This window comes from Streptacidiphilus sp. EB129 (assembly GCF_041262645.1).
GTDB lineage: Bacteria > Actinomycetota > Actinomycetes > Streptomycetales > Streptomycetaceae > Streptacidiphilus.
Genome location: NZ_JBGCCS010000016.1, coordinates 35,724 through 60,366 on the forward strand (window position 1 = coordinate 35,724; position 24,643 = coordinate 60,366).

The window sequence follows — 24,643 nt, forward strand, 5'->3', positions numbered from 1 at the left end:
CGCTCCGATGTCGGCCGAGGCCGCTTTCGAGCGGACCGTCGCGCACGACCAGCGCATCGAGCCGCGCGACTGGATGCCGGACGGCTACCGCGCCACGCTGGTGCGCCAGATCGCCCAGCACGCCCACTCCGAGATCATCGGCATGCAGCCCGAGGGGGAGTGGATCACCCGCGCGCCCTCGCTGCGCCGCAAGGCCATCCTCTTCGCCAAGGTGCAGGACGAGGCCGGGCACGGCCTCTACCTCTACTCCGCCGCCGAGACCCTGGGCGCCGACCGCGCCGACCTGACCGAACGGCTGATCAGCGGCCGGCAGAAGTACTCCTCGATCTTCAACTACCCGACGCTGAGCTTCGCCGACATCGGGGTGATCGGCTGGTTCGTGGACGGCGCGGCGATCTGCAACCAGGTCCCGCTGTGCCGCAGCTCCTACGGGCCCTACGCGCGGTCCATGGTGCGCATCTGCAAGGAGGAGTCCTTCCACCAGCGGCAGGGGTACGAGCTGCTGCTGACCATGATGCGCGGCACCGAGCGGCAGCGGGCCGCCGTCCAGGATGCGGTGGACCGCTGGTGGTGGCCGTCGCTGATGATGTTCGGGCCGCCGGACGGCGACTCGCCGAACAGCGCCCGCTCGATGGCCTGGCGGATCAAGCGGCACAGCAACGACGAACTGCGGCAGCGCTTCGTCGACATGACGGTCCCCCAGGCCGAGCGCCTCGGGGTGACGCTGCCCGACCCTGAGCTGCGCCGCAGCGAGGACCGCGACGGCTGGGACTTCGGCACGCCCGACTGGACCGAGCTGCAGCGTGTGATCGGTGGCGACGGGCCGTGCAACACCGAGCGGATCGCCCGCCGCCGCCAGGCCCACGAGGACGGCGCCTGGGTCCGCGACGCCGCGGCCGCCCATGCCGCCAAGCGGTCGCGGGCCGCTGACCTGACCCACCGGAACGAGGACGGCGCATGAGCGAGCAGCAGCAGTCACCGCGGTCGAACTGGCCGCTCTACGAGGTGTTCGTGCGCGGCAAGCGCGGCCTGAACCACGTCCACGTCGGCTCGCTGCACGCCCCCGACGAGCGGATGGCGCTCACCAACGCCCGGGACCTCTACACCCGGCGCAATGAGGGCGTGAGCATCTGGGTGGTGCGCGCCGACGCGATCACGGCGTCCAGCCCGGACGAGAAGGACCCCTTCTTCGAGCCGAGCGGCGACAAGGTCTACCGCCATCCGACCTTCTACGCGATCCCCGACGACGTCCCGCACATCTGAGCCCACGGACCGGACGGCTGCCGACCATGACTGACGACGACCACGTCTACCTCTCCCTCGCCGAGAACTCGCCCGAGGGCGATGCCCGCTGGGCCTTCGGCACCGGCTTCGAGGACCCGCTGCACGGGGTGGACCCCGCCCTGCCGCCCGGCGTCGACGCCGCCGCCCTGGCGGCCCGCTGCCTCGCGCTCGGCGACGACGCGCTGGTCGCCGCCCAGCGGCTGGCCGAATGGGTGACCCGGGCCCCGGAGCTGGAAGAGGAGGTCGCCCTCGCCAACATCGGCCTGGACCTGCTCGGCCAGGCCCGGCTGCTGCTCTCCCGGGCCGGCCGGGCCGAGGGCGCCGGTCGCACCGAGGACGACCTCGCCTACTTCCGCGGGCCGGCCGAGTTCCGCAACGTGCTGCTGGCGGAGCTGCCCAACGGGGACTTCGCCGAGTGCGTCGCCCGGCTGCTGCTGTTCTCCAGCTGGCGGCTGGCGGTGCTGCAGCGCCTGGCCGGGGACGAGGACCCGGTGCTGGCCGCGATCGCGTCCAAGGGTGTGCAGGAGCTGACCTACCACCGCGACCACGCGGCCCAGTGGACGGTCCGGCTGGGCGACGGCACCGAGGAGTCGCGGCAGCGGATGCTGCGCGCGCTGGACGAGCTCTGGCCGTACCTGGGCGAGCTGTTCGCCGAGGAGCCGGAGGTGCGCGACGAGGTCGAGTGCGCGCTGCGCCAGGTGCTGGCGGCGGCCGAGCTGCCGGTACCGACGGTGACACCGTCGGCGTCGACGGTGGCTGCGTCGACGGTGGCGGTGGAACTCGGCGGCGGCCGGCGGGGCCGGCACAGTGAGCACCTGGCGCCGCTGCTGGAGGAGCTCCAGTCGGTGGCCCGCTCGGACCCGGAGGCGACGTGGTGAACGCCGCCGTGAGCGACCCGCCGGCCGGGGTCGAGGCGCGGGCCCGGGAGGTGGCCGCCTCGGTCGCCGATCCGGAGCTGCCCATGCTGACCCTCGCCGACCTCGGCGTGCTGCGGGACGTCTCGGTCAGCGCCGACGGCGCCGCGGTCAGCGTCGGCCTCACCCCGACCTACAGCGGCTGCCCCGCCGTCGCCGAGATGCGGGCGGCGCTGGACGGCGCGCTGCGGGCGGCCGGCTTCGCCGAGGTCGAGGTACGGACCGTGCTCAGCCCGCCGTGGACCACGGACTGGATCACCGCCGAGGGCCGCGCCAAGCTGGCCGCCCACGGCATTGCCCCGCCGGGACCGGCGCCGGTGCGGGCCTCCGGGCCGGTGCCGCTGACGCTGTCCCCGGTCCGGGCCGTCGTCGTCTGCCCGCGCTGCGGCTCGGCCGACACCGAGGAGACCAGCCGCTTCTCCGCCACCGCCTGCACCGCGCTGCGCCGCTGCCGGGCCTGCCGCGAACCCTTCGACCAGGTCAAGGAGCTGTGATGGTCGCAGCACGCCCCCAGGGCGACACCGCCACCCGCACCCCCGCCACCGGCGGCGCCCCCGCTGCCGTACCCGTCCCCGAGGCGCTCGGCGGTACCGGGGTCGCGCCCGGAACCGCCGCGCGCGCGGTGTCGCGGGTGTTCCATCCGCTGCGGGTGGCGACGGTGGAACGGCTCTGCGCGGACGCGGTGGCGGTCACCTTCGAGGTGCCCCCGGCGCTGGCGGAGGAGTACCGCTTCCGGGCCGGCCAGTCGCTGACCCTGCGCCGGATGGTGGACGGAAGCGAGGAGCGGCGCTCGTACTCGCTCTGCGCGCCGGTGGGCGGCCCGCTGCGGATCGGCGTGCGCGAGGTGCCCGGGGGGCTGTTCTCCTCCTGGCTGGTGAACGAACTGCAGGTCGGGGACCTGGTCGAGGCGCTGCCTCCGCTGGGGACGTTCACCCCGGATCTGGACCGCCCGGCGCACCACGTGCTGGTGGCGGCAGGGTCCGGGATCACCCCGGTGCTGTCCATCGCCGCCTCGGTGCTGGCCGATCCGGACGCGCGGGTCACCCTGTTCTACGGGAACCGGCGCAGCGACACCGTGATGTTCGCCGACGACCTCGCCGACCTGAAGGACCGTCATCTCGACCGGTTCCAGCTGGTCCACGTGCTGTCCCGGGAGCCGCGCGAGGCCGAGCTGTTCAGCGGACGGCTGGACCGGGAGCGCTTCGCCGCGCTGGTGGCGGCCCTGGTCGAGGTCGGCGACGTGGACCACTGGTGGCTCTGCGGGCCGTTCGGCATGGTCGAGGACGCGCGGGCGGCGCTGGACGCGGCCGGGGTGCCGGCGGGCCGGGTGCACCGCGAGTTGTTCTACGCCGAGGAGTCCGAAGGCGTGCCGCCGACGCTGCGCCATCCGGAGGCGGTGTTCGACGGTCCGTCAGCCCAGGCCACGGTGCTGCTCGACGGACGGGAGAGCACGGTCGCGGTGCCGTTCGGGACCACGGTGCTGGAGGGCGCCCAGCGGGCCCGTCCGGATCTGCCGTTCGCCTGCAAGGGCGGGGTCTGCGGGACCTGCCGCGCGCTGGTGGTCTCCGGCGAGGTGCGGATGCGTCGCAACTTCGCGCTGGAGCCGGAGGAGATCGAGGCCGGCTATGTGCTCACCTGCCAGGCGGAACCGGTCTCGGACCAGGTCTCGCTGGACTACGACAGCTGAAACGACGACAGCTGAAACGACGACGGCTGCGCGACGACAGTCGCCGGACGAATGAACGGGCTCTGGGGCGCTGCCGAACGCAGCGCCCCAGAGCCCGTCTGCGGTTGACCGCAGATCAGCCGCTCTTGCGGCGGAAGTCGCGCTGGCCGCCGGACTTGCCGTGCGTGCCGTGGACCTTGGACTGCTCCGCGCCGCCGCCCGCGCCGGCCGAGTCCGCCTGGACGCCGCGCTTACGGGCCAGTGCCTCGCGGAACTTGCGCTTTACGTCATCCTCGGGGCTCTGGTGCTCCGAAGCCTCCGCCGCCGTCGTGTCGGCTGCCGCGGTGTCTGCCGCTGCCTCATCGGCCATGGGGGACCTCCTGGTTTTTGTCGAGTGCAGGCACAGTCTGGCACGGGAACCCGGGCCCGGTTCGATCATTCGCGGCCGGTGGCGCCCGAGGCGGTGTCCAGGCGGTCGGTGAGCCCCTGCAGCATCCCGTGCAGCGCCCGCAGTTCGGCCGGGTCCAGGCCGGTGGCGGCGGCGATCCGGAGCGGCACCTGCTCGGCCCGCTCGCGCAGTGCGGCACCGGCGGGGGTGAGGCTGACCAGTACCGACCTCTCGTCCTGCGGGCTGCGGGTGCGCTGCACCAGCCCGGCCGCCTCCAGCCGCTTGAGCAGGGGCGACAGCGTGCCCGAGTCCAGCCGCAGCAGCTCGCCGATCCGCTTCACCGGCAGCTCGCGGTGCTCCCACAGCGTCAGCATCGCCAGGTACTGCGGATAGGTGAGCTCCAGGTCGCGCAGTGCCTCCCGGTAGAAGCCGCCGAAGGCGCGCGAGGCGCTGTTGAGGGCGAAGCACACCTGGTGCTCCAGGCGGAGCAGGTCCTCGGTGGCGGTGACGGGAGCGCTGGTGGGGAGCTGTGGCATGGCTCCAGGATACTGGTTGATTGCCAACCATTGAGTTGTGCGCAACTAAGTTGTGTGCAACTATATGGACTGTCGGGTCGGAGACAGCAATAAGGAGACCGCCATGAACGCCCTGTACACCGCAGCCGCCACCGCGAACGGACGTGAGGGCCGCGCCGTCAGCTCGGACGGACAGCTCGACCTGGCGCTCGCGATGCCGCCGGCGCTGGGCGGCGACGGCAACGGCACCAACCCCGAGCAGCTGTTCGCGGCCGGCTACGCCGCCTGCTTCGCCAGCGCGCTGGGACTCGTCGGCCGTCAGGCCAAGGTCGACACCAGCGAGGCCTCGGTCACCGCCGAGGTGAGCATCGGCAGCAACGGTGACGGCGGCTTCGGCCTGGCCGTGGTGCTGCGGGTCGAGCTGCCCGAGTCGCTGCAGGGCGAGACCGGCCACGCCCTGGTGGAGAAGGCGCACCAGGTCTGCCCGTACTCCAACGCCACCCGCGGCAACATCGAGGTCGAGCTCGTCATCGAGTAGTAGTCGATCGGCCGTGCGGCCGTGGGTACGGACAGCCGGTAGGCCATCTCGGGGATCACTCCCCGGGGTGGCCTTCCGGCTGTCCGGCTTCGGCGGGCTCGGCGTCGGTGGGCTCGGTGTCGGCCTCGATGAACCGGAGTAGCAGGTCCCGCAGCTGGGCCTGCTCGGCGGGGGGAAGGCAGTGCAGCAGTCGGCGCCCGGTGTCCTCGGCGCGGTTGCGGACCTCGGCGAGTACGGCCAGCCCCGCCTCGGTGGTCACGACGGCGTGCGCGCGCCGGTCCGTGGGGTGCGGTCGGCGGACGACCAGGCCGCGGGCCTCCATTTCGTCGATGGTGCGCACCATCGACGACTTGTCGCTGCCCAGTGCGTCGATCAGCTGGCGCTGGGTGACCGGGCCGGCCTGGGCGAGTTGCAGCAGCACCCCGGCGTGGCGGTTCTCGACGCCGAGGGACTGCAGTTCGTCGCCGAACGCGCGCGCCGCCCGCCGGTGTGCCCGGCGCAGCAGCAGTCCGATCTGCCCGGGCTGGTCGATGCCGCGCGGCGCGGGGTCCGGTGCGGGCGGGGAAGCGGGGTTGGCGTCCATGGGGATCCAGTATAGGGTCCAGTTGAGATAGTCCCTATTGGGACTATCTCAACTGGAACTTCTCGACTCATCCTGGGGGACGTGCTCGTGAACGACGGCAATTCTCCGGTGCGGCGCTGGGCCCACCTGGTGTTCCGTGCGGCGGCCGGCGTCGCCGCGCTGCTCGCGGTGACGCAGCCCTTCCTGGCCGGGGGCTTCCTGCAGGGCGACTACAGCCTGCTGGCGGCCCATCAGATGGCCGCGATGATCCTGGCCACCGCGGTGCTGGTGTCCCTGCTCGCGACGGTGCTGATGTGGCGGCCGGGGCGGGGGCCCGGGCGGCCGGCGGTGCTCAACCTGGTCGCGCTGCTCTGCGTCGGGCTGCAGATCTCGCTCGGATTCGCCCGGGTACTGATCATCCACATCCCGCTGGGCATCCTGGTGCTCGCCCTGGTCGGCCGGATCGCCGCGCTGGCCTGGCAGTCGCCGCTGCGGCCGGCGCCCGCCCCGGAGCCCGCGGCCGTCGAGGCGGACGCGCAGTCCGCGGAGGTCGCGGTATGAGCGCGGACCCGCGGGCCCCGGCGTGGCTGAGCCGGCGGCGCTTCCTCGGCGTCGGCGCGGCGGCCGTGGTCGGCGTCGGCGGGGTCGCCGCCGGTGCCCCGTACCTGGGACGGCTGCTGTCGCCGGGTCAGCCGGGACTGCTGCTGCGCAGCACCGCGCCGTTGCCCGAGCCCTACCGGACCGTCCTGCCCCGGCCGCCGGTGCTCAGCCCGGTGCGCAGCGACGCGACGACCGACTACTACGAGATCACCCAGCGCCCGGCGCTGCTGCGGATCCTGCCGGGCGCGGACACCGAGGCGTGGACCTACCAGGGCAGCTACCCGGGGCCCACGCTGGTGTCCCGCTCCGGACGGCGCACCGTGGTGACCCACGGCAACGAGCTGCCGCACCCCACCGTGGTGCACCTGCACGGCGGCCACACCCCGGCCGACAGCGACGGCTACCCGACCGAGCTGCTCCACCCGGCCGGCGGCGACCCCGCCGCGCCGATGCCCGGCATGTCCGGGATGGCGGGCGCGGACAGCGGCGGCGGCGCGACCCGGCGCACGTACAGCTATCCGCTGAACCAGCGCGCCGCGACGCTCTGGTACCACGACCACCGGATGGGCTTCACCGGACCCAACGTCTGGCGCGGCCTGGCCGGCTTCCACCTGGTCCAGGACGACGAGGAGGACGCGCTGCCGCTGCCGCGCGGCGACCGCGACCTGCCGCTGATGATCAGCGACCGCTCCTTCGCGGCGGACGGCTCCTTCGCGTACCCGGCGCTGGACGCCTCGCAGCGGACCCCGGGGGTGACCGACGCCTACATGAACGGCGTCCTCGGCGACGTGGTGCTGGTCAACGGCGCGCCCTGGCCGGTGCTGCATGCCGACCGGGCCCGCTACCGGCTGCGGATCCTCAACGGCTCCAACGCCCGCCGCTACCGGCTGGCCCTCGATCCGCAGCCTCCGGGCGGCGGCGGGCTGGTGCAGATCGGCAGCGACGGCGGGCTGCTGGCGCGTCCGCTGGCGCACGACAGCATCGACATCGCGCCGGCCGAGCGCTTCGACGTGGTCGTGGACCTGTCCCGCTACGCGCCGGGCAGCCGGGTCCGGCTGGTCAACCAGCTGGGCAGCGGCGGCACCGCCGAGGTGATGCGGTTCGACCTGGGCGGCGGCACGGTGTCCGACGACTCGCGGATCCCGGACACGCTGTCGAGCGTGGAGCCGCTGGACGTCGGCAGGGCGGCCGCGACCCGGTCGTTCCTGTTCCAGAAGTCGGCCTCCGGCTGGACCATCAACGGGCAGTCCTACCAGCCCGGACGGTCGCTGGCCCGTCCCCGGCTGGGCAGCACCGAGATCTGGCGCTTCGTCAGCGACTTCCACCACCCGGTGCACCTGCACCTGAACCACTTCCAGGTGGTGAGCCGCAACGGCGACAGCCCCGGCAGCTTCGACGCGGGCTGGAAGGACACCGTCGACCTGCGGCCCGCCGAGTCGGTGGAGCTCGCGGTCCGCTTCGAGGACTACGCCGGCCGGTTCATGCTGCACTGCCACAACCTCGAACACGAGGACATGGCCATGATGGCCGACTTCACCACCTCGTAGCCGGCCCCGCCGCGGCGGGGCGTCAGCCGGCGGCGAGCAGCTCCGCCGCCGCCGCGCGGACCTCGGCGACCAGGACGGCCAGGTCCTCCTCGCGGACCGCCGGGTTGATCAGGCAGGCCCGCAGCGCCTCGCGGCCGTCCAGGACGGTGCCGGTGACGAAGGCCCGGCCACGCTCCTGGACGGCCACCGCCAGCCGCCGGTTGACGCCCTCCAGCCGGTCCGCGGACACCCCGTCAGGGGCGAAGCGGAAGGCGGTGATCGAGGTCTCCACCGGGGCGACCAGCTCCAGCTCGGGCGCGGCGGCGACCAGTTCGCCCAGACGGCGCGCCATCGCGGTGCAGTGGGCGACGTCCCGGCTGATGCCCTCGCGGCCGGACGCGGCGATGGTCGCCCACACCTTGAGCGAGCGGAACGGCCGGGTCTGCTCGATGCCGTACTCGGAGAACCAGCCCAGTTCGGAGAACCAGCGCAGTCCGTCGGCCTTCTCGTCGCGCAGGTAGGACGGGACCAGGCTGAAGGCGCCGCGCAGCTCCTCGGCGTCGCGGACCAGGACGCAGCCGCAGTCCACCGGCACGCCCAGCCACTTGTGCGGGTCCAGCGCCAGCGAGTCGGCGCGGTCCAGCCCCGCGTAGCGGTGGGCGACGACCGGGTCGAGCACGCCGAACGCACCGTAGGCGCCGTCGACGTGGAACCACAGCTCCTCCTCGGCGCAGACGTCGGCGATCGCGGCGAGGTCGTCGACCGCGCCGGTGTTGACCGTCCCGGCCGAGGCCACGGCGAGGAAGGGCCGCAGCCCGGCCGCCCGGTCGGCCCTGACCTGCTCGCGCAGGGCCACCGGATCCAGGTGACCGGCCGCGTCGGTGCGCACCGCGCGCAGGTTGCGGCTGCCCAGGCCCAGCAGCTCGGCAGCCTTGCGGACGCAGGAGTGGGTCTCCGCGCTGACGTAGCCGACCAGCGGGGGCAGCGCGGCCATGCCCTCCTCGCGTACGTCGACGCCCAGCGCGCGGGCGGCGCGGTCGCGTGCGGTACCCAGGGCGACGATGGTGGCCATCGACGTGCCGGAGGTGAGCAGCCCGGCGCCGGGCGGGTGCGGGAAGCCGGCGAGCTCGGCGATCCAGCGCACCACCGTGCGCTCCAGGTGAACGTCGGCGTGGTCGCCGCCGGCCGAGCTGGGGTTCATCGCGGCTGCGGCCAGCGTCGCCAGCACCCCGGCCGGGGCGGGCGCGGCGTTGACCCAGCCGAAGAAGCGCGGGTGGCCGTTGCCCATCGGGTACGGCAGCACGTCGGCGCCGATGTCGCGGACCAGCTGGTCCAGACCGCGCCCCTGCCGCGGCAGCGGCAGTCCGAGCAGCCGCTCGCGCGCGGCCGGGTCCATGGCCTGCCAGACCGGTCCCTCGGCCAGCCCACCCAGGTAGTCCGCCAGCAGGTCGACAGCGGCGTGCCCGGCCGCGCGGAAGTCGTTCATGCGCCCGATCGTACGGTGGGCGGGCGCGGTGTCCGGCGGTCGGACCGGTGGCTGTCAGTCCCCTGTGCCAGGGTGTGTCCCAGTGATCAGGGGACCGAAGAATCCCCTGGTCCGACGTCAGACCCCGGCCCTACCATGGGTCCTCCTCCCGCCCGTGCGATCAGCTGCTGATCGCCCTGACCCGCGCGCCTGCCCATGCCCGCTCCGGCGGCGCCGTTCCCGGCGCAGCCCGCAACGGCGTGCCGCGCAGCCTCCGTGCACCCAGCCGATGACACCAGACGCACGCCCTGCCGCTGCGAGCGGCTCCGAACCGTCCGCCCACACCTTCCAGGTCGACCTGCGCGGCCTGGTCGACCTGCTCTCCCACCACCTGTACTCCAGCCCCCGGGTGTACGTCCGGGAGCTGCTGCAGAACGCCGTGGACGCGATCACCGCCCGCCGCCTCGACGACCCCGCCGCGCCGGCCCTGGTCCGGCTGCACGCGGGAGCCGGCGAGCTGCGGATCGAGGACTCCGGCATCGGCCTGACCAGCAGCGACGTCCACACCCTGCTGGCCACCATCGGCCGCAGCTCCAAGCGCGACGGCCTGGAGTCGGCGCGGCGCGAGTTCCTCGGACAGTTCGGCATCGGGCTGCTGGCCTGCTTCGTGGTGGCTCAGGAGATCCGGGTGGTCAGTCGCTCGGCGCGGCACCCGGAGCAGCCGCCGGTCGAGTGGGCCGCGCGGGACGACGGCTCCTACACCGTGCGGCAGCTCCCCGAGGACGCCCGCACCGAGCCCGGCACCACCGTGCACCTGGTCGCCCGGCCCGGCACGGGGGAGTGGCTGACCCCGCAGCGCGTACTGGAACTGGCGCGGGACTTCGGCTCGCTGCTGCCCTACGACGTGGCCGTGGTGGACCAGGACGGGCAGCGGCACCAGGTCAGCGACCTGCCGCCGGTGTGGAACCGGCCCTTCGCCACCCCCGCCGCGCGGCGGGTCGCGCTGGCGGGGCACTGCGCCGAGCTGTTCGGCTTCGAGCCGCTGGACGTCATCGAGCTGGACGTGCCGCTGGCCGGGATCCGCGGAGTCGGCTACATCCTCCCGGCCGCGGCCAGCCCCGCCCAGCGCGGCGGCCACCGGGTCTCGCTCAAGGGCATGCTGCTCACCGACCGTGCCGAGGGACTGCTGCCGGACTGGGCGTTCTTCGTCCGCTGTGTGCTGGACACCGACACGCTGCGGCCCACCGCCTCGCGCGAGAGCCTCTACGAGGACGAGACGCTGGCCGCGGTCCGGGAGGCGCTGGGCGGTACGGTCCGGGACTGGCTGAGCACCCTGGCCGCCGGCGACCCGGACCGGCTGGGCCGCTTCCTGGCCGTGCACCAGCTCGGCGTCAAGTCCCTGGCCAGGCACGATCCGGAGATGCTGGGGCTGATGCTGCCCTGGCTCACGGTGGAGACCAGCGAGGGCCGCTCCACCCTGGAGCGCTTCGCCCGGGACCACGGCACCGTCCACATCGCGCCCACCGTCGAGGAGTTCCGGCAGATCGCGCCGATCGCCGCCGCGCAGGGCATCGGCGTGGTGAACGGCGGCTACACCTACGACGCCGACCTGGTCGCACTGCTCCCGCAGGTCCTGCCCGGCACCGTGGTCGCCGACCTCGACGCGGGCGCCGTCACCGCGAGCCTGGACCCGGTCGACCCCGCCGCCGAGCTGGCCCTGGCCGGTTTCCTGGCCACCGCCCGGACCCGGCTCGACCCGCTGGACTGCGACGTGGCGCTGCGCACCTTCGAGCCGGTCGGCGTGCCCGCGCTGCACCTGGACGACCGCGACGCCCGGCACGAGCGGGAGCGGGCCCGTGCGGAGGAGAGTTCCGACGCGCTGTGGGCCGGGATCCTCGGCGCCCTGCGCGGCAGCGCGCCCCGGGCCCGGCTGGTGCTCAACCACCACAACCCGCTGGTGCGCCGGATCGCCTCGATCGAGGACCAGGAGCTCGCCGGGATCGCCGTCGAGGCCCTCTACGGGCAGGCCCTGCTGCTCTCCCGGCGGCCGCTGAGCCCGGCCGACTCGGCGCTGCTCAACCGCTCCTTCCTGGGGCTGCTGGACTGGGCCACCCACGACAACCGCACGCCTGACCACAAGAACGACCAGGGGGAGAGCCGATGAGCGAGGACCAGGCGGAGCAGATCCGCGCCGCGATGGGGGAGAACCACCACTCCCCGAACGGCGCGCTGCGCAACGCACGCGCCGAGGAACTGGTCGCCAGGGCCGAGCGGACCGGCGACCGCGGGCTGCTGCTGGAGACCCTGTCCGCGCTGATCACCGCGTACGAGTACAGCGCCGAGCGCAGCAAGATGTTCGTGCCGTTCGCGCGGATGCTGCAGATGTGGGACGAGGACGCCGGCCAGTTCGACGACCAGATGGCCTACGAGCTGTTCTGGCGCTTCAAGTGGGTCACCGGCAGCATGATCGACTACCCGGACATCCCGCTTGCCTCGATCGAGCACTGGCTGGTCGAGATGGAGCGCCGCTACCGGCTGGCCGGCTACAACTCCAGGACGGTCCGGGTCGAGGAGTACTACGTCGCCCGTCACTTGGGCGACCTGCCGCGCACCGAGCGCGCCTACGCCGAGTGGACCGCCGGCGAGCGCGACCGGATGAGCAACTGCCACGCCTGCGAGGCGGGCGGCCTCGGCTACTGGGAGGCCGAGCAGGGGCACGACGAGCGCGCCATGGAGCTCTGGGATCCGGTGCTCGGGGGCAGGCTGAGCTGTGCCGAGGAGCCGCACCGGGTGCTGTCGTACTCGCTGCTGCCGCTGCTGCGGCTCGGCCTGCTCGACCAGGCCCGCAGCAACCACCTGCGCGGCTACCGGATGGCGCGCGGCAACGAGAGCCTGCTGCCGACCATCGCCCGCCACATCGAGTTCTGCGCGCTGACCGGCAACGAGGCGCGCGGCCTGGAGATCCTGGCCGAGCACGCCCGGCACCTGGCCGACGGCGGGAACCCCGACAGCACCCTGAGCTTCGCCGAGTCCGCGGTGCTGCTGCTGGGCCGAGTGCGCACGCTGGGCCTGGGCGAGCAGGCCGTGACCGGACCGCAGGGCCGCGGCTGGACGGTGGCCACGCTGCTGGACCACAGCGAGGCGCTGCGGGTCGACCTCGGCGCCCGGTTCGACCAGCGCAACGGCACCGACGCGGTCTCCCGGCGCAGCGCCGGGGCGGTCGCCCAGCAGCCGCTGTTCGACCGGCTGCCGCTGGGCGTCAACGCGGTGCTGCCCGGAACGGCGCCGGTCCGTCCGAAGGCGGCGTCCTCCGCCCGGAGGGATGGCGCGCAGACGGATGGCGCCGAGACCCATGGGGGTGACACCGACGGCGCCGGGCCGGACCGGGTCCAGCAGCTGCTCACCGAGGCCCGGCGCCTGCGCGACAGCGGGCACCCGACGTCCCGTCAGGCCTGGCTCGCGGTCGAAGCCGCCCTGGGCGAGCGCGGCGAGCAGGACGAACAGCGGGGTGAGCAGCAGAACGAACCGCAGTGCGAGCCGCAGCGCGAACCGCTGCTCCGGGCCGAACTGGCGGTCCAGCGCGGCATCCGCGCCGGTGGCGCCGACCGGTCGACCGCCGAAGCCGCCTTCCGGGAGGCCGCGGCGGAGTTCCGGGCCGCCGGGGAGCCCGGCGAGGCGGCGATCAACGAGGCCAGGGCGGCCCTGTCAGTCGCCTTCGGTGACGCGCCGGACGAGGCCAGGATCCGGGCGGCGGCCGCCGTGGCGCTGGCCACGGCGGAGTATGTGACGGGGCGGGCGACGGCTCGTCAGCTCGCCGTGACGCTGCTCTGCCAGGCCCGTGTCCTCGCCCTTCTGGTCACCGAACGCGGCGCCGAGGAACACCGCCCGGCGGCCGAGGAGGCGCTCGCCGAACTGCGGCGGGTCGCCGACTCCGCGCCGGCCGACCCGGACGCGACGGCTGCGCCGGACACCCGGCGACTGCTGGCGCTGCTGGCCGACGCGCACCACACCCGGGCCGCGCTGGTCCAGCGGGAGCCGGGCCCGGCCGCCGCCGAACTGCGCGCCGCCGCCGACGGCTTCCTGCGGGCGGAGGAGCCCTGGCGGGCCGCCGACGCCCTGGTCCCGCTCTCCCGGATCCAGGCCGAACAGGGCGACCCGGCGGCGGCCGAGGCCACTGCCCTGGAGGCGCTGCGGCTCGGCGCCGACTTCCTTGAGCCCGTCGAGATCGGACAGACCCGGCTGCTGCTCGCCGACCTGCTCTCGGGCCGTGAGGCCTACGAGGAGACGGTCCAGCACGCCCTGGAGGCCACCCGCTGGCTGGATGAGGCAGGCCAGGGCGCCCACCTGGGCGCGGTGGCCCGCTACCGGCTCGCGCACGCCTACCAGGCGCTCGGACGCCACGCCGAGGCGGCCGAGGTGCTGCAGGCCGCGCTGCCGGACCTGCTGGCGCATGGCGAGCAGGCCGAGGTGGGCGCGCGCCGGATGCTCGGCGACTGCCTCGGCGAGTTGCGCGAGCACGCGGACGCGGCGGAGCAGTTCGCGCGTGCCGCGCAGGTCGCGGAGGGCTGGGGGGATCCCGGTGCTTTGGCGCAGCTGGCCTCGCGGACCGCCGAGTCGCTGAGCGCGGCCGGGCGTGCCGAGCAGGCCGATGCCGCCTATCTCCGGGCCCAGGGCCTGTGGGCGGAGGCGGGCGTGCCGACGATGGTCGTCCGCACGCTGCGGGCGCGCGCCTGGCAGACCTTCGCCGCCGGACGCTCGGCCGACCCCGGCCGGGCGCTGATGCTGGAGGCCGCTCAGGTCGCCGCAGCGGCGCTGGCCGAGCCGGCCGGCGCCGAGCGGCCCGACCAGCCGTCCGGTCAGCAGCCCGAGATGCGGCTCGACCCGGAGCACGCGGCCGCGCTGCGGCACGAGCTGGCCGACACCTGGCGTCAGCTCGCCGCGCTGCTGCGGGACGTGGCCGAGGACGAGGGCTGGAACGACGCCGAACTCGTCGGCGGCTCGCAGCCGGAGCTCTACCGGGAGTCCTGGGAGTTGTTCCGTCGCGCGGCCGACGCCTTCGCCGCGCTCGGCGGACCGGGAACCACCCTGGCCGTTCAGGCGCGGACCGACGGCGCCGCCGTCAGGATCGCGCTGGAGGAGCACGGGGCGGCGGTCGCCGAGCTCACCGAGGCACTGGCGCTGATCGACCCGGACGACCAGCGGCAGGCGGCACTGGCCGGGCGCGCGCAGTCGATGCTGGACTGGCTGGAGCGCCAGGGGACGGCGGAGGACAGCGTGGGCGGACGCGGATAGCCGTTCCCGACCTCCCGACCTCCCCGGCGGGGACCGGGGCCCCATGGCCCTGGTCCCCGGCACCCGGCGGACCGGAAGCTCAGCTGTGCGGTTCGGTCAGCGCGATGGCGTCCGTCGGCGGTCCGGACCGGGGACGCCGCGGTTCGCGGTCACCTGCGGACGGTGGGCCCCAGCCCCAGCCGCCGTCGTTCCCGCGGCTCCTGAGCAGCCGGTCCGCCAGGAAGCGCATCGGCGCGCTGAGCGCGATCACCACCGAGTGGCGGGTGACGCTGTCCAGGATGTGCCGGCGCTGCAGCGGATAGGCGATGAACGGCCACAGCGGCAGCAGCACCAGTACGGTCAGATCGACGCCGAGCCGCTGCCCCCGGGGCCTGCGGCCGAGCACTCCGGGGACGTTCCGCGGGCGGTACCGCGCACGTGTGGACAGATCGTTGATGTCATGGTGTGCTCGCCGCCTGCGGGGCGGAAGTGATGCCATGTCAGCCTCCCTGGATCCAGGGTGCCCCAGCCCTTGCCGGATCGGAAGCCGATCCCCGGATTCGAGGTGCTGAGCAGGGGGAATGCACGGACACTGAAGTGGTTGCCTTGGGAAGCGTGGGAGAGGGCTGAGGTCACGTGACTTTCGTCGCCGGGAGAGGTCCGATGGCTGCTGAGACGGAGCGGACGCCGCCGGCCGGGGCGGAGCCCGGACCGCCCCCGGCGGCAGGCCACGGGCGGCTGCGCCGGCTCGGCCGCCGGGCCGCGATGCCGCTGCTGGCCGCCGTCACCGGGGCGCTGCCGGTGCTGGTCTTCCCGACCTTCGGGTGGTGGTGGTTCGCCTACGTCTGCCTGGTCCCGCTGATGCTGGTGCTGCGCGCCGCGCCGACCGGCCGCCGGGCGATGCGCCTGGCCTGGTACGGCGGCCTGGGCTTCCTGGTCGGTGTGATGAGCTGGCTGATCCCCACCCTCAGCGTGGCGATCCTGGTCGTGGCCGCGCTGATGGGGCTGTTCTGGGTGCCCTGGGGCTGGCTGGTCTGGCGGCTGCTGCACGGCAGTCCGGACGCGGGCCGGGCGCTGGCGGCGGTCGTCCTGGTCCCGTGCGGATGGCTGGCGATCGAGACCATCCGCTCCTGGCAGTACCTCGGCGGACCCTGGGCACTGCTGGGGGCCAGCCAGTACCGGCAGCACGCGGCGCTGGTGCTGGCCTCGGTCGGCGGGGTGTGGCTGGACAGTCTCGTCCTGGTCGCGGTGAACACCGCGGTGGTGGTGCTGATAGCCGCCTGGGGTCGCTCGGCCGTCGCCTACGCCACCCTGACCGCGCTGGCCGCGGGCACCCTGGCCGCCTGCGCGTGGGCCCCGCAGCCCCGGCTGACCGGGGCCACCGCCGAGATCGCGGTGGTGCAGCCGGGCGGCACCACCGACCTGGACGACCGGACCCAGCACGGCGAGCAGATCACCGGCGGTCTCGTCGGCACCCGGCCCGACCTGGTGGTCTGGGGCGAGAGCAGCCTCGGGTACGACCTGGGCGCCCGTCCGGACCTGACCGCCCAGCTGGCTGCGCTGTCCTCCCGGGTCGGCGCCGACCTGCTGGTCAACGTGGACGCGATGCGCCCGGGCAGCGGCGGCATCTACAAAAGCTCGGTGCTGATCGGCCCGCAGGGCCTGACCGGGCAGCGCTACGACAAGATCCGGCTGGTGCCGTTCGGCGAGTACATCCCGCTACGGCCGGTCCTCGGCTGGATAGCCGACCTGTCCAAGGCCGCCGCCGTCGACCGCCGCCGGGGCAGCACGCCGGTGGTGATGACCGTGCCGGAGCCGGGCGGCGGGACGCTCCGGATCGGTCCGCTGGTCTGCTTCGAGTCGGCCTTCCCGGACATGAGCCGCACCCTGGTCAGGGACGGCGCCCAGGTGGTGGTGATCCAGTCCTCGACCTCGACCTTCCAGAACACCTCCGCCCCCGAGCAGCACGCCTCGCTGGCCGCGCTGCGCGCCGCCGAGACCGGACGCCCGGTCGTCCAGGCGACGCTCACCGGGGTCAGCGTCGCCTACGACCCGCTGGGACGGCAGGTCGGACGCACGCTGGGCAAGGACGACCGCGGCAGCGCGACCTACCCCATGCCGCTGGCCACCGGAAGCACCCTCTACGATTCCTGGGGCAACTGGGTGCCCACCGCGTGCTGCCTGCTGCTGGCCCTGAGCGGCGCCGGCTGGTTCGTCGCGGCCCGGCGCGGCCGTCGCCGCTGATCCACTGCTGATCCAGCACTGGTTCGCCGGCGCGCACCCTGCGTCACGTGACGTCACACAGCGCAGCAGAAGGTCCGACCGTGCGAGATCCTGCCCGATTTCGGGCAGGATTCTTGGTTTCGTCAGGCGAGATGCGTAAGGTCACTCTTCGTGTCCAGCTCCGCAGCCGCACCTCGCACCGCACCGCGTGCCGCACCTCGAACCGCAGGTGCGCCCGCGTTGGCACCCGCGCACGACGATCTCCTGGAGCATCTCGCGCGCACCACGGCCCTCGGCCCCAACGAGGCCGCCCGGGTCGTCGCTGACGTGCTCGCGTACTTCGCCGAGAGCGCGGACGAGTACGTCCGCCGTCGGCACGCGGAACTGCAGGCGCGCGGGCTCACCAACGACCGGATCTTCGAGCGGATCGCCGCCGAACTGCGGCAGCGCCGGGTCAGGGCACCCGAGCTGTCCGTTCGCCAGCTGCGCCGTCTCGTCTACGGCTGAGCCCGCCGGGCCGCACCCCCTCACCACGTTTCCTGAACACCTCTCTTCGATCACCCTCAACGAAGGAGTCCGCACATGTGTGGCATCGTCGCCTATATCGGTTCCCGGGACGCCGCGCCCATCCTGCTGGAGGGGCTCCAGCGCCTCGAGTACCGCGGTTACGACTCCGCGGGCGTCGCCGTGGCGACCAAGGGCACGCTCAAGGTCCGCAAGAGCAAGGGCCGGGTCGGCGAGCTCGCCGCCCTGGTCCCGGCACGGTTCGCGGGCAAGACCGGCATCGGCCACACCCGCTGGGCCACCCACGGCGAGCCCAGCGACGCCAACTCGCACCCGCACCTGGACGGCGCCGAGCGCATCGCGGTGGTCCACAACGGCATCATCGAGAACGCCGACGAGCTGCGGGCCAAGCTGGAGGCCGAGGGCGTGGTGTTCCAGTCCGAGACCGACACCGAGGTGCTCGTTCACCTGATCGCCAGCCTCTCCCAGGAGGGCGTGGAGCTGGAGGACGCCGTCCGCGCCGCGCTCAAGCGCATCGTCGGCACCTACGGCATCGCGGTGCTGGACGCCCAGCAGCCCGACAAGATCGTGGTGGCCCGCAACGGCAGCCCGATCGTGCTGGGCATCGGCGAGAAGGAGATGTTCGCCGCCTCCGACGTCTCCGCCCTGGTCCGCTACACCCGCCAGGTCGTGCACCTGGACGACGGCGAGCTGGCGACCGTGCGCGCCGACGGCTTCAACACCTTCACCCAGGAGGACGCCCGCGCCACCGCCAAGCAGCCCTCCACGGTGGACTGGGAGGAGGCCTCCTACGACACGGCGGGCCACGCCCACTTCCTGCTCAAGGAGATTCACGAGCAGCCCGCGTCGGTCGAGCGCACCCTCAGCGGCCGGGTCGACGAGCGCTTCTCCACCGCGCACCTCGGCGGCCTGAACATGGACGCCCGCGAGGCCCGCGCCTTCCGCCGGGTCAAGATCCTCGGCTGCGGCTCCGCGTACTACTCGGGTGAGCTGGGCGCCCAGCTCATCGAGGAGCTGGCCCGGATCCCCGCCCACGCCGAGCCGGCCTCCGAATTCCGCTACCGCAACCCGGTGATCGAGGCGGACACCCTCTACATCGCGGTCAGCCAGTCCGGCGAGACCTACGACACCCTGGCCGCGGTCCAGGAGATCAAGCGCAAGGGTGGCCGGGTCCTCGGCGTCGTCAACACCGTGGGCAGCGCCATCGCCCGCGAGTGCGACGGCGGCATGTACCTGCACGCGGGTCCGGAGATCTCGGTCGCCTCCACCAAGGCGTTCACCTCCACCGCCGTGGCCTTCGCGCTGATCGCGCTGCACCTCGGCCGGGTGCACGACCTGTCGCCCGCCGACGGCACCCGCATCTGCGCCGGCCTCAAGGCGCTGCCCGGCCAGATCCGCGAGATCGTCGCGCAGGAGAAGGAGATCGCCGAGCTCGCCGCCAAGTACGCCAGCCACGACGGGATGATGTTCATCGGTCGCGTGCGCGGCTTCCCGGTGGCCCGCGAGGGCGCGCAGAAGCTCAAGGAGGTCTCCTACGTCCACGCCGAGGCCTACCCGGCGAGCGAGCTCAAGCACGGACCGCTGGCGCTGATCGGCCCGGAGCTGCCGACCGTCGCCATCGTCCCGGACGACGAGCTGCTGGAGAAGAACCTCACCACGCTGGGCGAGATCCGCGCCCGCCGCGGCCCGGTGCTGATGGTCGGCCACACCCGTCCCGACGCCAAGCTCGCCGAGGACGCCATCCTGGTGCCCAGGAACGAGCCGGAGCTCGACCCGATCCTGCTCGGCATCCCGCTGCAGCTGTTCGCGTACTACGCGGCGGTCGCGCTGGAGCGGGACGTGGACAAGCCCCGCAACCTCGCCAAGAGCGTCACCGTCGAGTAGCCACAACCCGACCCACCACCGGGGGCGCGAGGCCTTTGCCTCGCGCCCCCGGCGCGTCCAGCGGCCGACGCGCAGCCGAGATTCATGCCACCGCGCTGTCACGTGCAAGTTCCCGCATGTCCCTGGCGCTACTGGCAGCAGAGCGTGCAGGCTCGGTCACAGCATGGTTGCGCTGCCCCGATCCCGGCGGCGGGCTCTGTGCCCGCCGTCGGGTCAGTGGGTGGCCGGGGCGGCTTCCAGGGCGAGGTGGGCGGTGATGACCAGGGTGCCGTCCTCGACCTGGTAGTCCAGCGGGACGCCGAGGCGGCGCAGGGTGGCCACCATGCTGCTGTTGGACGCGGTGGTCACCGCGTAGACCTCGCCGATCCCGGCGTCGCGGGCCAGTTCGGCCAGCCGACGCACCAGCTCGCTGCCGAGCCCGCGCCGCTGCCAGGCGTCCTCGACCAGCACCGCGATCTCGGCGCTGTCCCCGTCCCACATCAGGTGGGCGAGGGCGACGAGCTCGCCGTCCGGGGTCTCCGTGGTCAGCGTCTGACCGTAGCGGGGTTCCAGCAGGTGGCCCAGGTAGCGGTCGCTGTCGGCGGCCGGGCCGTGATAGCGCTGGCGCAGCGTGCGGGTGCTGCAGCGTTCGTGCAGCGCCACCGCCGCCACGCGGTCGGACGGGTCGGCCCGGCGCACGGTCAGCGCCCCGCCGATGGGCAGGGTCAGCTCGGCCCGGGTGTCCGGCACCCGGGGACCCAACTGCGCGTCCAGCTCGACCAGGGCCCGGGCCCGGGCGAACTCGGTGGGTGTGAACGGCGGCTGGTCGCGGGTGATCTCCAGCAGCCCGCCGGACGGGTCGCGCAGCCGCATCGTGCTGCCGTCCAGCTCGTCCTCGTCGATCTCGGCCGGTACCGAGCGGATGCTGCAGCGTCCGAACAACTGGCGCAGCGCCAGCGGGAGTTCGGCGGCGTCCAGGGCGGTGCGGGTGGCCAGGTTGAGAATGCGGGTCGGCAGGTCGACCCGGTCGTGCGCGTCCGCCCGCTCCAGCCACACCTCGGTGCCCCCGGCGGCGACCACGGCCCGGCTGATGTCCTGCGGGTCGGTCTCGATCCGGGCCTGCACCAGGAACTCGTCGACGGTCTCCTCGGCGAGCGGGTGAGCCTGCATGGCGATGATGTTCACCGGCAGGTCGGCCAGCGACCGGCACAGCATGGCCAGGCTGCCGGGGGAGTCCGGCACGGTCGCCCTGATCCGCCACAGCGCCTGCTGCTCCGGCGGCATCGCGGCGGACAGCACCGGGGACGCGGGCGACGAGCTGACGATGTCACCCGGCGCCGGACCCGGTGGTGCGTGCGGGTGGCGGTGCGACCACCAGCTGTGCCACGCCGCCGTGGCCAGCAGTGCCAGTGCGGAGGCCACCAGCAGCACCGGACCGTCGTGCCCGTGCACGACGACGTTCGCCACCAGGTCCGCGAGTGCGACCGCGATGAAGACCGCCGAGAGCTCGACGGTGTCGCGGCGCCAGTGGTGCTTACGGTTCGTCAGGTTCTTCAGGTCTCCCATGCTCTGCATACTGCCGAACCGGTGTTTCGCGATCACAAACGGATCATGACCAGAACGTAAAGAGTGCTTGGTGCCGCTTTGTCCGCATTTGGACGTCCCTCGTCCGCTTTCGCCACACCCGAAGCGGCCGGGCGGCGTATCCGCGGTGGCGCCCCCGCGCCGGAAGCACTCCGCGGGAGGTGCTCGCGTCGGCCAACTCCGGCCCCAGGTCGGGGATCTGGAGGAACAGTCCCTCCTGTAGGAACGCGTGCGGAGCCCGGAAGCGTTCCCGACCGCTGCCCCGGGATCAGGGCCTCGTCCGAGGCATAGCGGAAGGCGAGTGCGCGCGCGGACGGGAGAGCGGACGGCGGAGCCAGGGGTGCCGGTCAGGCGGGGAAGCGGTCCAGGGTGGGGCGCTTGGCGGGGCGGCCGTCGCCGGAGGACTTGCCGGTCAGGCGGCGCAGGACCCACGGCCCGACGTGGACGCGGAGCCAGCGGAGGTCGGCACGGAGTTTGCCGATGCGCGGGACCGGCGGTGCGGGCGGGAGCGGTTCGCGCCAGTCGAACTCCGGCTCGAAGCCGAGCGCCTGGAGGACGGCCTCGGCGACGCGGCGGTGGCCCTCGGCGGAGAAGTGCAGCCGGTCCTCGGCCCACATGCGTGGGTCGTCGAAGGCCCGCAGGTGGAAGAGGTCGACGACGGCGATGTTGTCGTGACGACGGGCGAGGTCGCCGACGAAGCGCTGCAGGCGCAGCGTCTGCGGCATGATGCGGGCGCTGCCGCGCATCCGGCGGCTGGGGTCGACGCTGTAGAACATGACGACCTGCCGGGCGCCGACGGCGAGCTTCTCGGCGAGGCCGCCGAGGGTGCGTTCGACGTGGTCGAGGTCGCAGCCGGGGCGCATCACGTCGTTGAGGCCGCCGGCCAGGGTGACCAGCTCGCCGCCGAGGGCGACGGCCGCGTCGCCCTGCTCGTCGGCGATCTGGCCGATCAGCTTCCCGCGCACGGCCAGGTTGGCGTACCGGAACTCCGCTCCGTCCTCGGCGCGGGCCAGCTCCGCGGCGAGGCGTTCGGCGACGCGGTCCGCCCAGCCACGGTAGTGGCCGTCGGGCAGCACGGTGTCGCACATGCCCTCGGTGAACGAGTCGCCGAGCGCGACCATGCTCCGGATGCGGTGAACCTGATTCATAGTGCAACGATCCTAGGGCCTCGGGCCGGACGTCCTGCGGGCGCGGTCCGGCGGCGTGCCTGGCCGGACGCGTTCGCCCGGGTGGGGGACGGTGGGCGGCGTCGTGGGCGTTTCCGTGGGCCGGGTCGATCTCGCTCCGTAGTATCACATGCGCTGTCCGTAGCCACCTCGGTCGCCCCACCCACTCCCAGCCACCCCTGGCCGCCCACGTCGTCCGCAGCAGTCCTTCGCCTGTCGGGAGCGCGCATGAACCCACCGTCCAGGCGCAGCCCGGACGCGCCCACGCCCGCGTCCGCTGCGGCTCCGCGTCCGGGGGTGTTGCGGGCGCTGGGGGAGTGGTGCGCGCGGCACGCGGTGGTGGTGCTGGTCTGCTGGCTGGTCGCGCTGGGCGGGGTGATCGCGGCGCAGCAGCAGTTCGGCGGCCAGTACTCCGACGACTTCGCGCTGCCCAGTACCCAGTCCGGGCAGGGCCTCACCGTGCTCCGGGCGCACCAGCCGTCCGCGGCGGGCGTGGGCGGGCAGGTGGTGCTGCACGACGCGCAGCCGCTGACCGGCTTCCAGAGCCAGATCGCGCAGGCGGTCGCCAATCTGCAGCAGCTTCCACACGTCCTGTCGGCGCAGAACCCCATCCCCCAGCAGCAGGCGAGTCCGCAGACGGGAACCCCGCCACCGGCCGGTACCCAGCCGCAGAGCGGGCAGTCCGGCAGCGGGCCGCTGTCCGGCGACGGCCGGACCGCTTACATCTCGGTCCAGTTCGATACCAACCCCACTGCCCTGGGCGCGAGTTACCTGCAGCAGGTGGACGCCGCAGTGGCGCCGATGCGCGCGGTCGGGGTGCAGGTCGAGTACGGGGGGTCCCTGGGCGAGCTGGCCCGGCCCAAGCCGGACGACCGCACCAGCGAGGCGATCGGCTTCGCCGTGGCCATCGTGGTGCTGCTGATCGGGTTCGGCAGCGTTCTCGCGGCGGTGCTGCCGCTGCTCACCGCACTGGTCAGCGTGCTGATGGGGGTCAGCCTGCTCGGCCTGCTCGCGGCGGCGTTCACCTTCGCCAGCGTGTCGCCGACGCTCGCCACGATGATCGGTCTTGGCGTCGGCATCGACTACGCACTGTTTCTGATCACCCGTCACCGGCAGAACGTGATGGACGGCATGGATCCGGCCGTCAGCGCGGGACAGGCCACGTCCACCAGTGGCCGCGCGGTGCTGGTCTCCGGCTGCACCGTGATGATCGCCCTGGCCGGACTGTCGGTCTCCGGGGTGAGTTTCATCGGCCGGCTCGGCATCGCGGCCGGCGTCACCGTGCTGACCGCCGTCGTCGGGGCGCTCACGCTGGTCCCGGCGCTGCTCGGGCTGATCGGCCGCCGCATCGACCGGCTCCGGGTCCGCACCCCGGTGGCGGAGGCCCCGACCGGGCCGGACGCCACCGACGCCGGCGCCTGGCACCGCTACGCCCAGCGGGTGGAGCGTCGGCCGTGGTGGTTCCTGGTCGGCGGCCTGGTGACGGTGGCGGTGCTGGCGATCCCGCTGTTCTCGATCCAGCTCGGGCACATCGGCGACGGCGCCGACCCGACCACCTTCACCGACCGCCGGGCCTTCGACCTGATGTCGGCGGCGTTCGGCCCTGGCTCCAACGGGCCGCTGACCGTCGTCATCGACCAGGGCAGTGTGCCCGAGGCGAACCGCGCCGCGCTGGCGACCCAGGCGTCCGCGGCGCTGACCGGTGTCCCGAACACCGCCAGCGTCAGCCCGCTCAAACCCACCCCCGACGGCGACGTGCTGATCGGGACGGTGATCTCCACACACGCCCCGCAGGACAAGGCCACCACGAGCCTGGTCAACGACCTCAAGGACCACGTGCTGCCCGCCGCCGTGTCCGGCACCGTGGCCAGGGGCTACGTCACCGGGATCACCGCCTCGCAGGTCGACTTCCTGGACATCGTCGCCCGACGGCTGCCGTGGATCATCGCCGTGGTGGTCGGCCTGGCCTTCCTGATCATCCTCGCGGTGTTCCGCGGGCTGCTGGTCGCGGTGAAGGCCGCGGTGCTCAACCTGCTCTCGATCGCCGCGTCCTACGGTGTCGTCGTCGCCGTGTTCCAGTGGGGCTGGCTGGGGCCGGAACTCGGGGTGTCCGGGAAGGTGCCGATCGAGAGCTATGTGCCGATGATGATGTTCGCCATCGTCTTCGGGCTGAGCATGGACTACGAGGTGTTCCTGCTGGCCCGCGTGCACGAGGCGTGGCTGCGCACCGGGGACGCCAAGGCCAGCGTCGCGCACGCGCTGGAGATCACCGCGCGGGTGATCACCTGCGCCGCGCTCATCATGGTGAGCGTCTTCGCGGCCTTCATCGTCAGCACCAACATCGTCGTCAAGATGCTCGGCCTGGGCCTCGCCGTCAGTGTGCTGATCGACGCCACGGTGGTGCGGCTGCTGCTGGTGCCCGCCGTGATGACCCTCCTCGGCCCACGGGCCTGGTGGACGCCGCGCTGGCTGGACCGGATCCTCCCGCACATCAACGCCGAGGGGGACTGACGCCGGATTGCGGAGGGGCGCGGACGGGCGCGGAGGGGCGCG

At 73.5% G+C, this 24,643-nt stretch carries 21 protein-coding genes; 14 read left to right on the plus strand and 7 right to left on the minus strand.

The window, feature by feature from the left end:
* Nucleotides 1-7: 7 nt before the first annotated feature.
* From paaA to paaE, 5 genes are read left to right on the plus strand one after another with little or no spacing between them, the layout of a single operon-like run.
* Nucleotides 8-961 (plus strand): 1,2-phenylacetyl-CoA epoxidase subunit PaaA, encoded by a 954-nt coding sequence (gene paaA, locus ABH925_RS20465; protein WP_370150121.1) that lies wholly within the window; start codon nucleotides 8-10, stop codon nucleotides 959-961.
* A complete protein-coding gene (gene paaB / locus ABH925_RS20470) occupies nucleotides 958-1,263 on the plus strand; it encodes a 1,2-phenylacetyl-CoA epoxidase subunit PaaB (protein ID WP_370149889.1) in 306 nt (101 codons plus the stop codon). The genes paaA and paaB overlap by 4 nt, the downstream gene beginning before the upstream one ends.
* Before the next feature lie 26 nt (nucleotides 1,264-1,289).
* A complete protein-coding gene (gene paaC / locus ABH925_RS20475; RefSeq protein WP_370149892.1) occupies nucleotides 1,290-2,162 on the plus strand; it encodes a 1,2-phenylacetyl-CoA epoxidase subunit PaaC in 873 nt (290 codons plus the stop codon).
* A complete protein-coding gene (paaD, locus tag ABH925_RS20480; RefSeq protein ID WP_370149893.1) occupies nucleotides 2,156-2,692 on the plus strand; it encodes a 1,2-phenylacetyl-CoA epoxidase subunit PaaD in 537 nt (178 codons plus the stop codon). The genes paaC and paaD overlap by 7 nt, the downstream gene beginning before the upstream one ends.
* The gene (gene paaE / locus ABH925_RS20485; protein WP_370149895.1) at nucleotides 2,692-3,885 is read left to right on the plus strand and encodes a 1,2-phenylacetyl-CoA epoxidase subunit PaaE; all 1,194 of its coding nucleotides are present in this window, start codon (nucleotides 2,692-2,694) and stop codon (nucleotides 3,883-3,885) included. The genes paaD and paaE overlap by 1 nt, the downstream gene beginning before the upstream one ends.
* 115 nt (nucleotides 3,886-4,000) lie before the next feature.
* On the opposite strand, the gene ABH925_RS20490 is transcribed toward paaE, so the two are convergent.
* Nucleotides 4,001-4,234, minus strand: coding sequence for a DUF5302 domain-containing protein (locus ABH925_RS20490; protein WP_370149896.1), 234 nt, complete (start codon nucleotides 4,232-4,234; stop codon nucleotides 4,001-4,003).
* A 65-nt stretch (nucleotides 4,235-4,299) separates the two neighbouring features.
* Nucleotides 4,300-4,788, minus strand: a complete 489-nt coding sequence (locus ABH925_RS20495) for a MarR family winged helix-turn-helix transcriptional regulator (protein WP_370149898.1) — start codon at nucleotides 4,786-4,788, stop codon at nucleotides 4,300-4,302.
* A gap of 103 nt (nucleotides 4,789-4,891) precedes the next feature.
* Here ABH925_RS20495 and ABH925_RS20500 point away from each other — a divergent pair, with 103 nt between their 5' ends.
* A complete protein-coding gene (locus ABH925_RS20500; RefSeq protein WP_370149900.1) occupies nucleotides 4,892-5,305 on the plus strand; it encodes an organic hydroperoxide resistance protein in 414 nt (137 codons plus the stop codon).
* A 55-nt stretch (nucleotides 5,306-5,360) separates the two neighbouring features.
* Here the strand turns inward: ABH925_RS20500 and ABH925_RS20505 are convergent, their stop codons facing one another.
* Nucleotides 5,361-5,888, minus strand: coding sequence for a MarR family winged helix-turn-helix transcriptional regulator (locus ABH925_RS20505; protein WP_370149902.1), 528 nt, complete (start codon nucleotides 5,886-5,888; stop codon nucleotides 5,361-5,363).
* An 81-nt stretch (nucleotides 5,889-5,969) separates the two neighbouring features.
* Here ABH925_RS20505 and ABH925_RS20510 point away from each other — a divergent pair, with 81 nt between their 5' ends.
* Nucleotides 5,970-6,428 (plus strand): hypothetical protein, encoded by a 459-nt coding sequence (locus ABH925_RS20510; protein ID WP_370149904.1) that lies wholly within the window; start codon nucleotides 5,970-5,972, stop codon nucleotides 6,426-6,428.
* Nucleotides 6,425-8,014: a multicopper oxidase family protein gene (locus tag ABH925_RS20515; protein ID WP_370149906.1), complete on the plus strand. Its 1,590-nt coding sequence runs from the start codon at nucleotides 6,425-6,427 to the stop codon at nucleotides 8,012-8,014. The genes ABH925_RS20510 and ABH925_RS20515 overlap by 4 nt, the downstream gene beginning before the upstream one ends.
* 22 nt (nucleotides 8,015-8,036) lie before the next feature.
* Here ABH925_RS20515 and ABH925_RS20520 read toward each other — a convergent pair whose 3' ends face one another.
* On the minus strand, nucleotides 8,037-9,479 hold the full coding sequence (locus ABH925_RS20520; protein ID WP_370149907.1) for an aspartate aminotransferase family protein: 1,443 nt from the start codon (nucleotides 9,477-9,479) through the stop codon (nucleotides 8,037-8,039).
* Between the two features lie 268 nt (nucleotides 9,480-9,747).
* On the opposite strand from ABH925_RS20520, the gene ABH925_RS20525 reads away from it, so the two are divergent.
* Nucleotides 9,748-11,622 carry an HSP90 family protein gene (locus tag ABH925_RS20525; RefSeq protein ID WP_370149909.1) on the plus strand — a complete coding sequence of 625 codons (1,875 nt, stop codon included), beginning with the start codon at nucleotides 9,748-9,750 and terminating at the stop codon, nucleotides 11,620-11,622.
* Nucleotides 11,619-14,750, plus strand: a complete 3,132-nt coding sequence (locus ABH925_RS20530) for a tetratricopeptide repeat protein (RefSeq protein WP_370149911.1) — start codon at nucleotides 11,619-11,621, stop codon at nucleotides 14,748-14,750. The genes ABH925_RS20525 and ABH925_RS20530 overlap by 4 nt, the downstream gene beginning before the upstream one ends.
* Nucleotides 14,751-14,829: 79 nt before the next feature.
* Here ABH925_RS20530 and ABH925_RS20535 read toward each other — a convergent pair whose 3' ends face one another.
* The gene (locus ABH925_RS20535) at nucleotides 14,830-15,228 is read right to left on the minus strand and encodes a hypothetical protein (RefSeq protein ID WP_370149912.1); all 399 of its coding nucleotides are present in this window, start codon (nucleotides 15,226-15,228) and stop codon (nucleotides 14,830-14,832) included.
* A 164-nt stretch (nucleotides 15,229-15,392) separates the two neighbouring features.
* On the opposite strand from ABH925_RS20535, the gene lnt reads away from it, so the two are divergent.
* The 3 genes from lnt (at nucleotide 15,393) to glmS (ending at nucleotide 19,361) form a co-directional block, all read left to right on the plus strand.
* Complete coding sequence (gene lnt / locus ABH925_RS20540) at nucleotides 15,393-16,973, plus strand: apolipoprotein N-acyltransferase (protein ID WP_370149914.1); 1,581 nt, start codon at nucleotides 15,393-15,395, stop codon at nucleotides 16,971-16,973.
* A gap of 219 nt (nucleotides 16,974-17,192) precedes the next feature.
* Nucleotides 17,193-17,459, plus strand: coding sequence for a hypothetical protein (locus ABH925_RS20545; RefSeq protein WP_370149916.1), 267 nt, complete (start codon nucleotides 17,193-17,195; stop codon nucleotides 17,457-17,459).
* Between the two features lie 75 nt (nucleotides 17,460-17,534).
* On the plus strand, nucleotides 17,535-19,361 hold the full coding sequence (gene glmS / locus ABH925_RS20550) for a glutamine--fructose-6-phosphate transaminase (isomerizing) (RefSeq protein WP_370149919.1): 1,827 nt from the start codon (nucleotides 17,535-17,537) through the stop codon (nucleotides 19,359-19,361).
* Nucleotides 19,362-19,574: 213 nt separating this feature from the next.
* Here the strand turns inward: glmS and ABH925_RS20555 are convergent, their stop codons facing one another.
* Nucleotides 19,575-20,906 (minus strand): GNAT family N-acetyltransferase, encoded by a 1,332-nt coding sequence (locus ABH925_RS20555; RefSeq protein WP_370149921.1) that lies wholly within the window; start codon nucleotides 20,904-20,906, stop codon nucleotides 19,575-19,577.
* A gap of 365 nt (nucleotides 20,907-21,271) precedes the next feature.
* Nucleotides 21,272-22,072, minus strand: a complete 801-nt coding sequence (locus ABH925_RS20560) for an SGNH/GDSL hydrolase family protein (protein WP_370149924.1) — start codon at nucleotides 22,070-22,072, stop codon at nucleotides 21,272-21,274.
* Between the two features lie 246 nt (nucleotides 22,073-22,318).
* Here ABH925_RS20560 and ABH925_RS20565 point away from each other — a divergent pair, with 246 nt between their 5' ends.
* On the plus strand, nucleotides 22,319-24,601 hold the full coding sequence (locus ABH925_RS20565; RefSeq protein WP_370149925.1) for an MMPL family transporter: 2,283 nt from the start codon (nucleotides 22,319-22,321) through the stop codon (nucleotides 24,599-24,601).
* The last annotated feature ends 42 nt before the right edge of the window (nucleotides 24,602-24,643 follow it).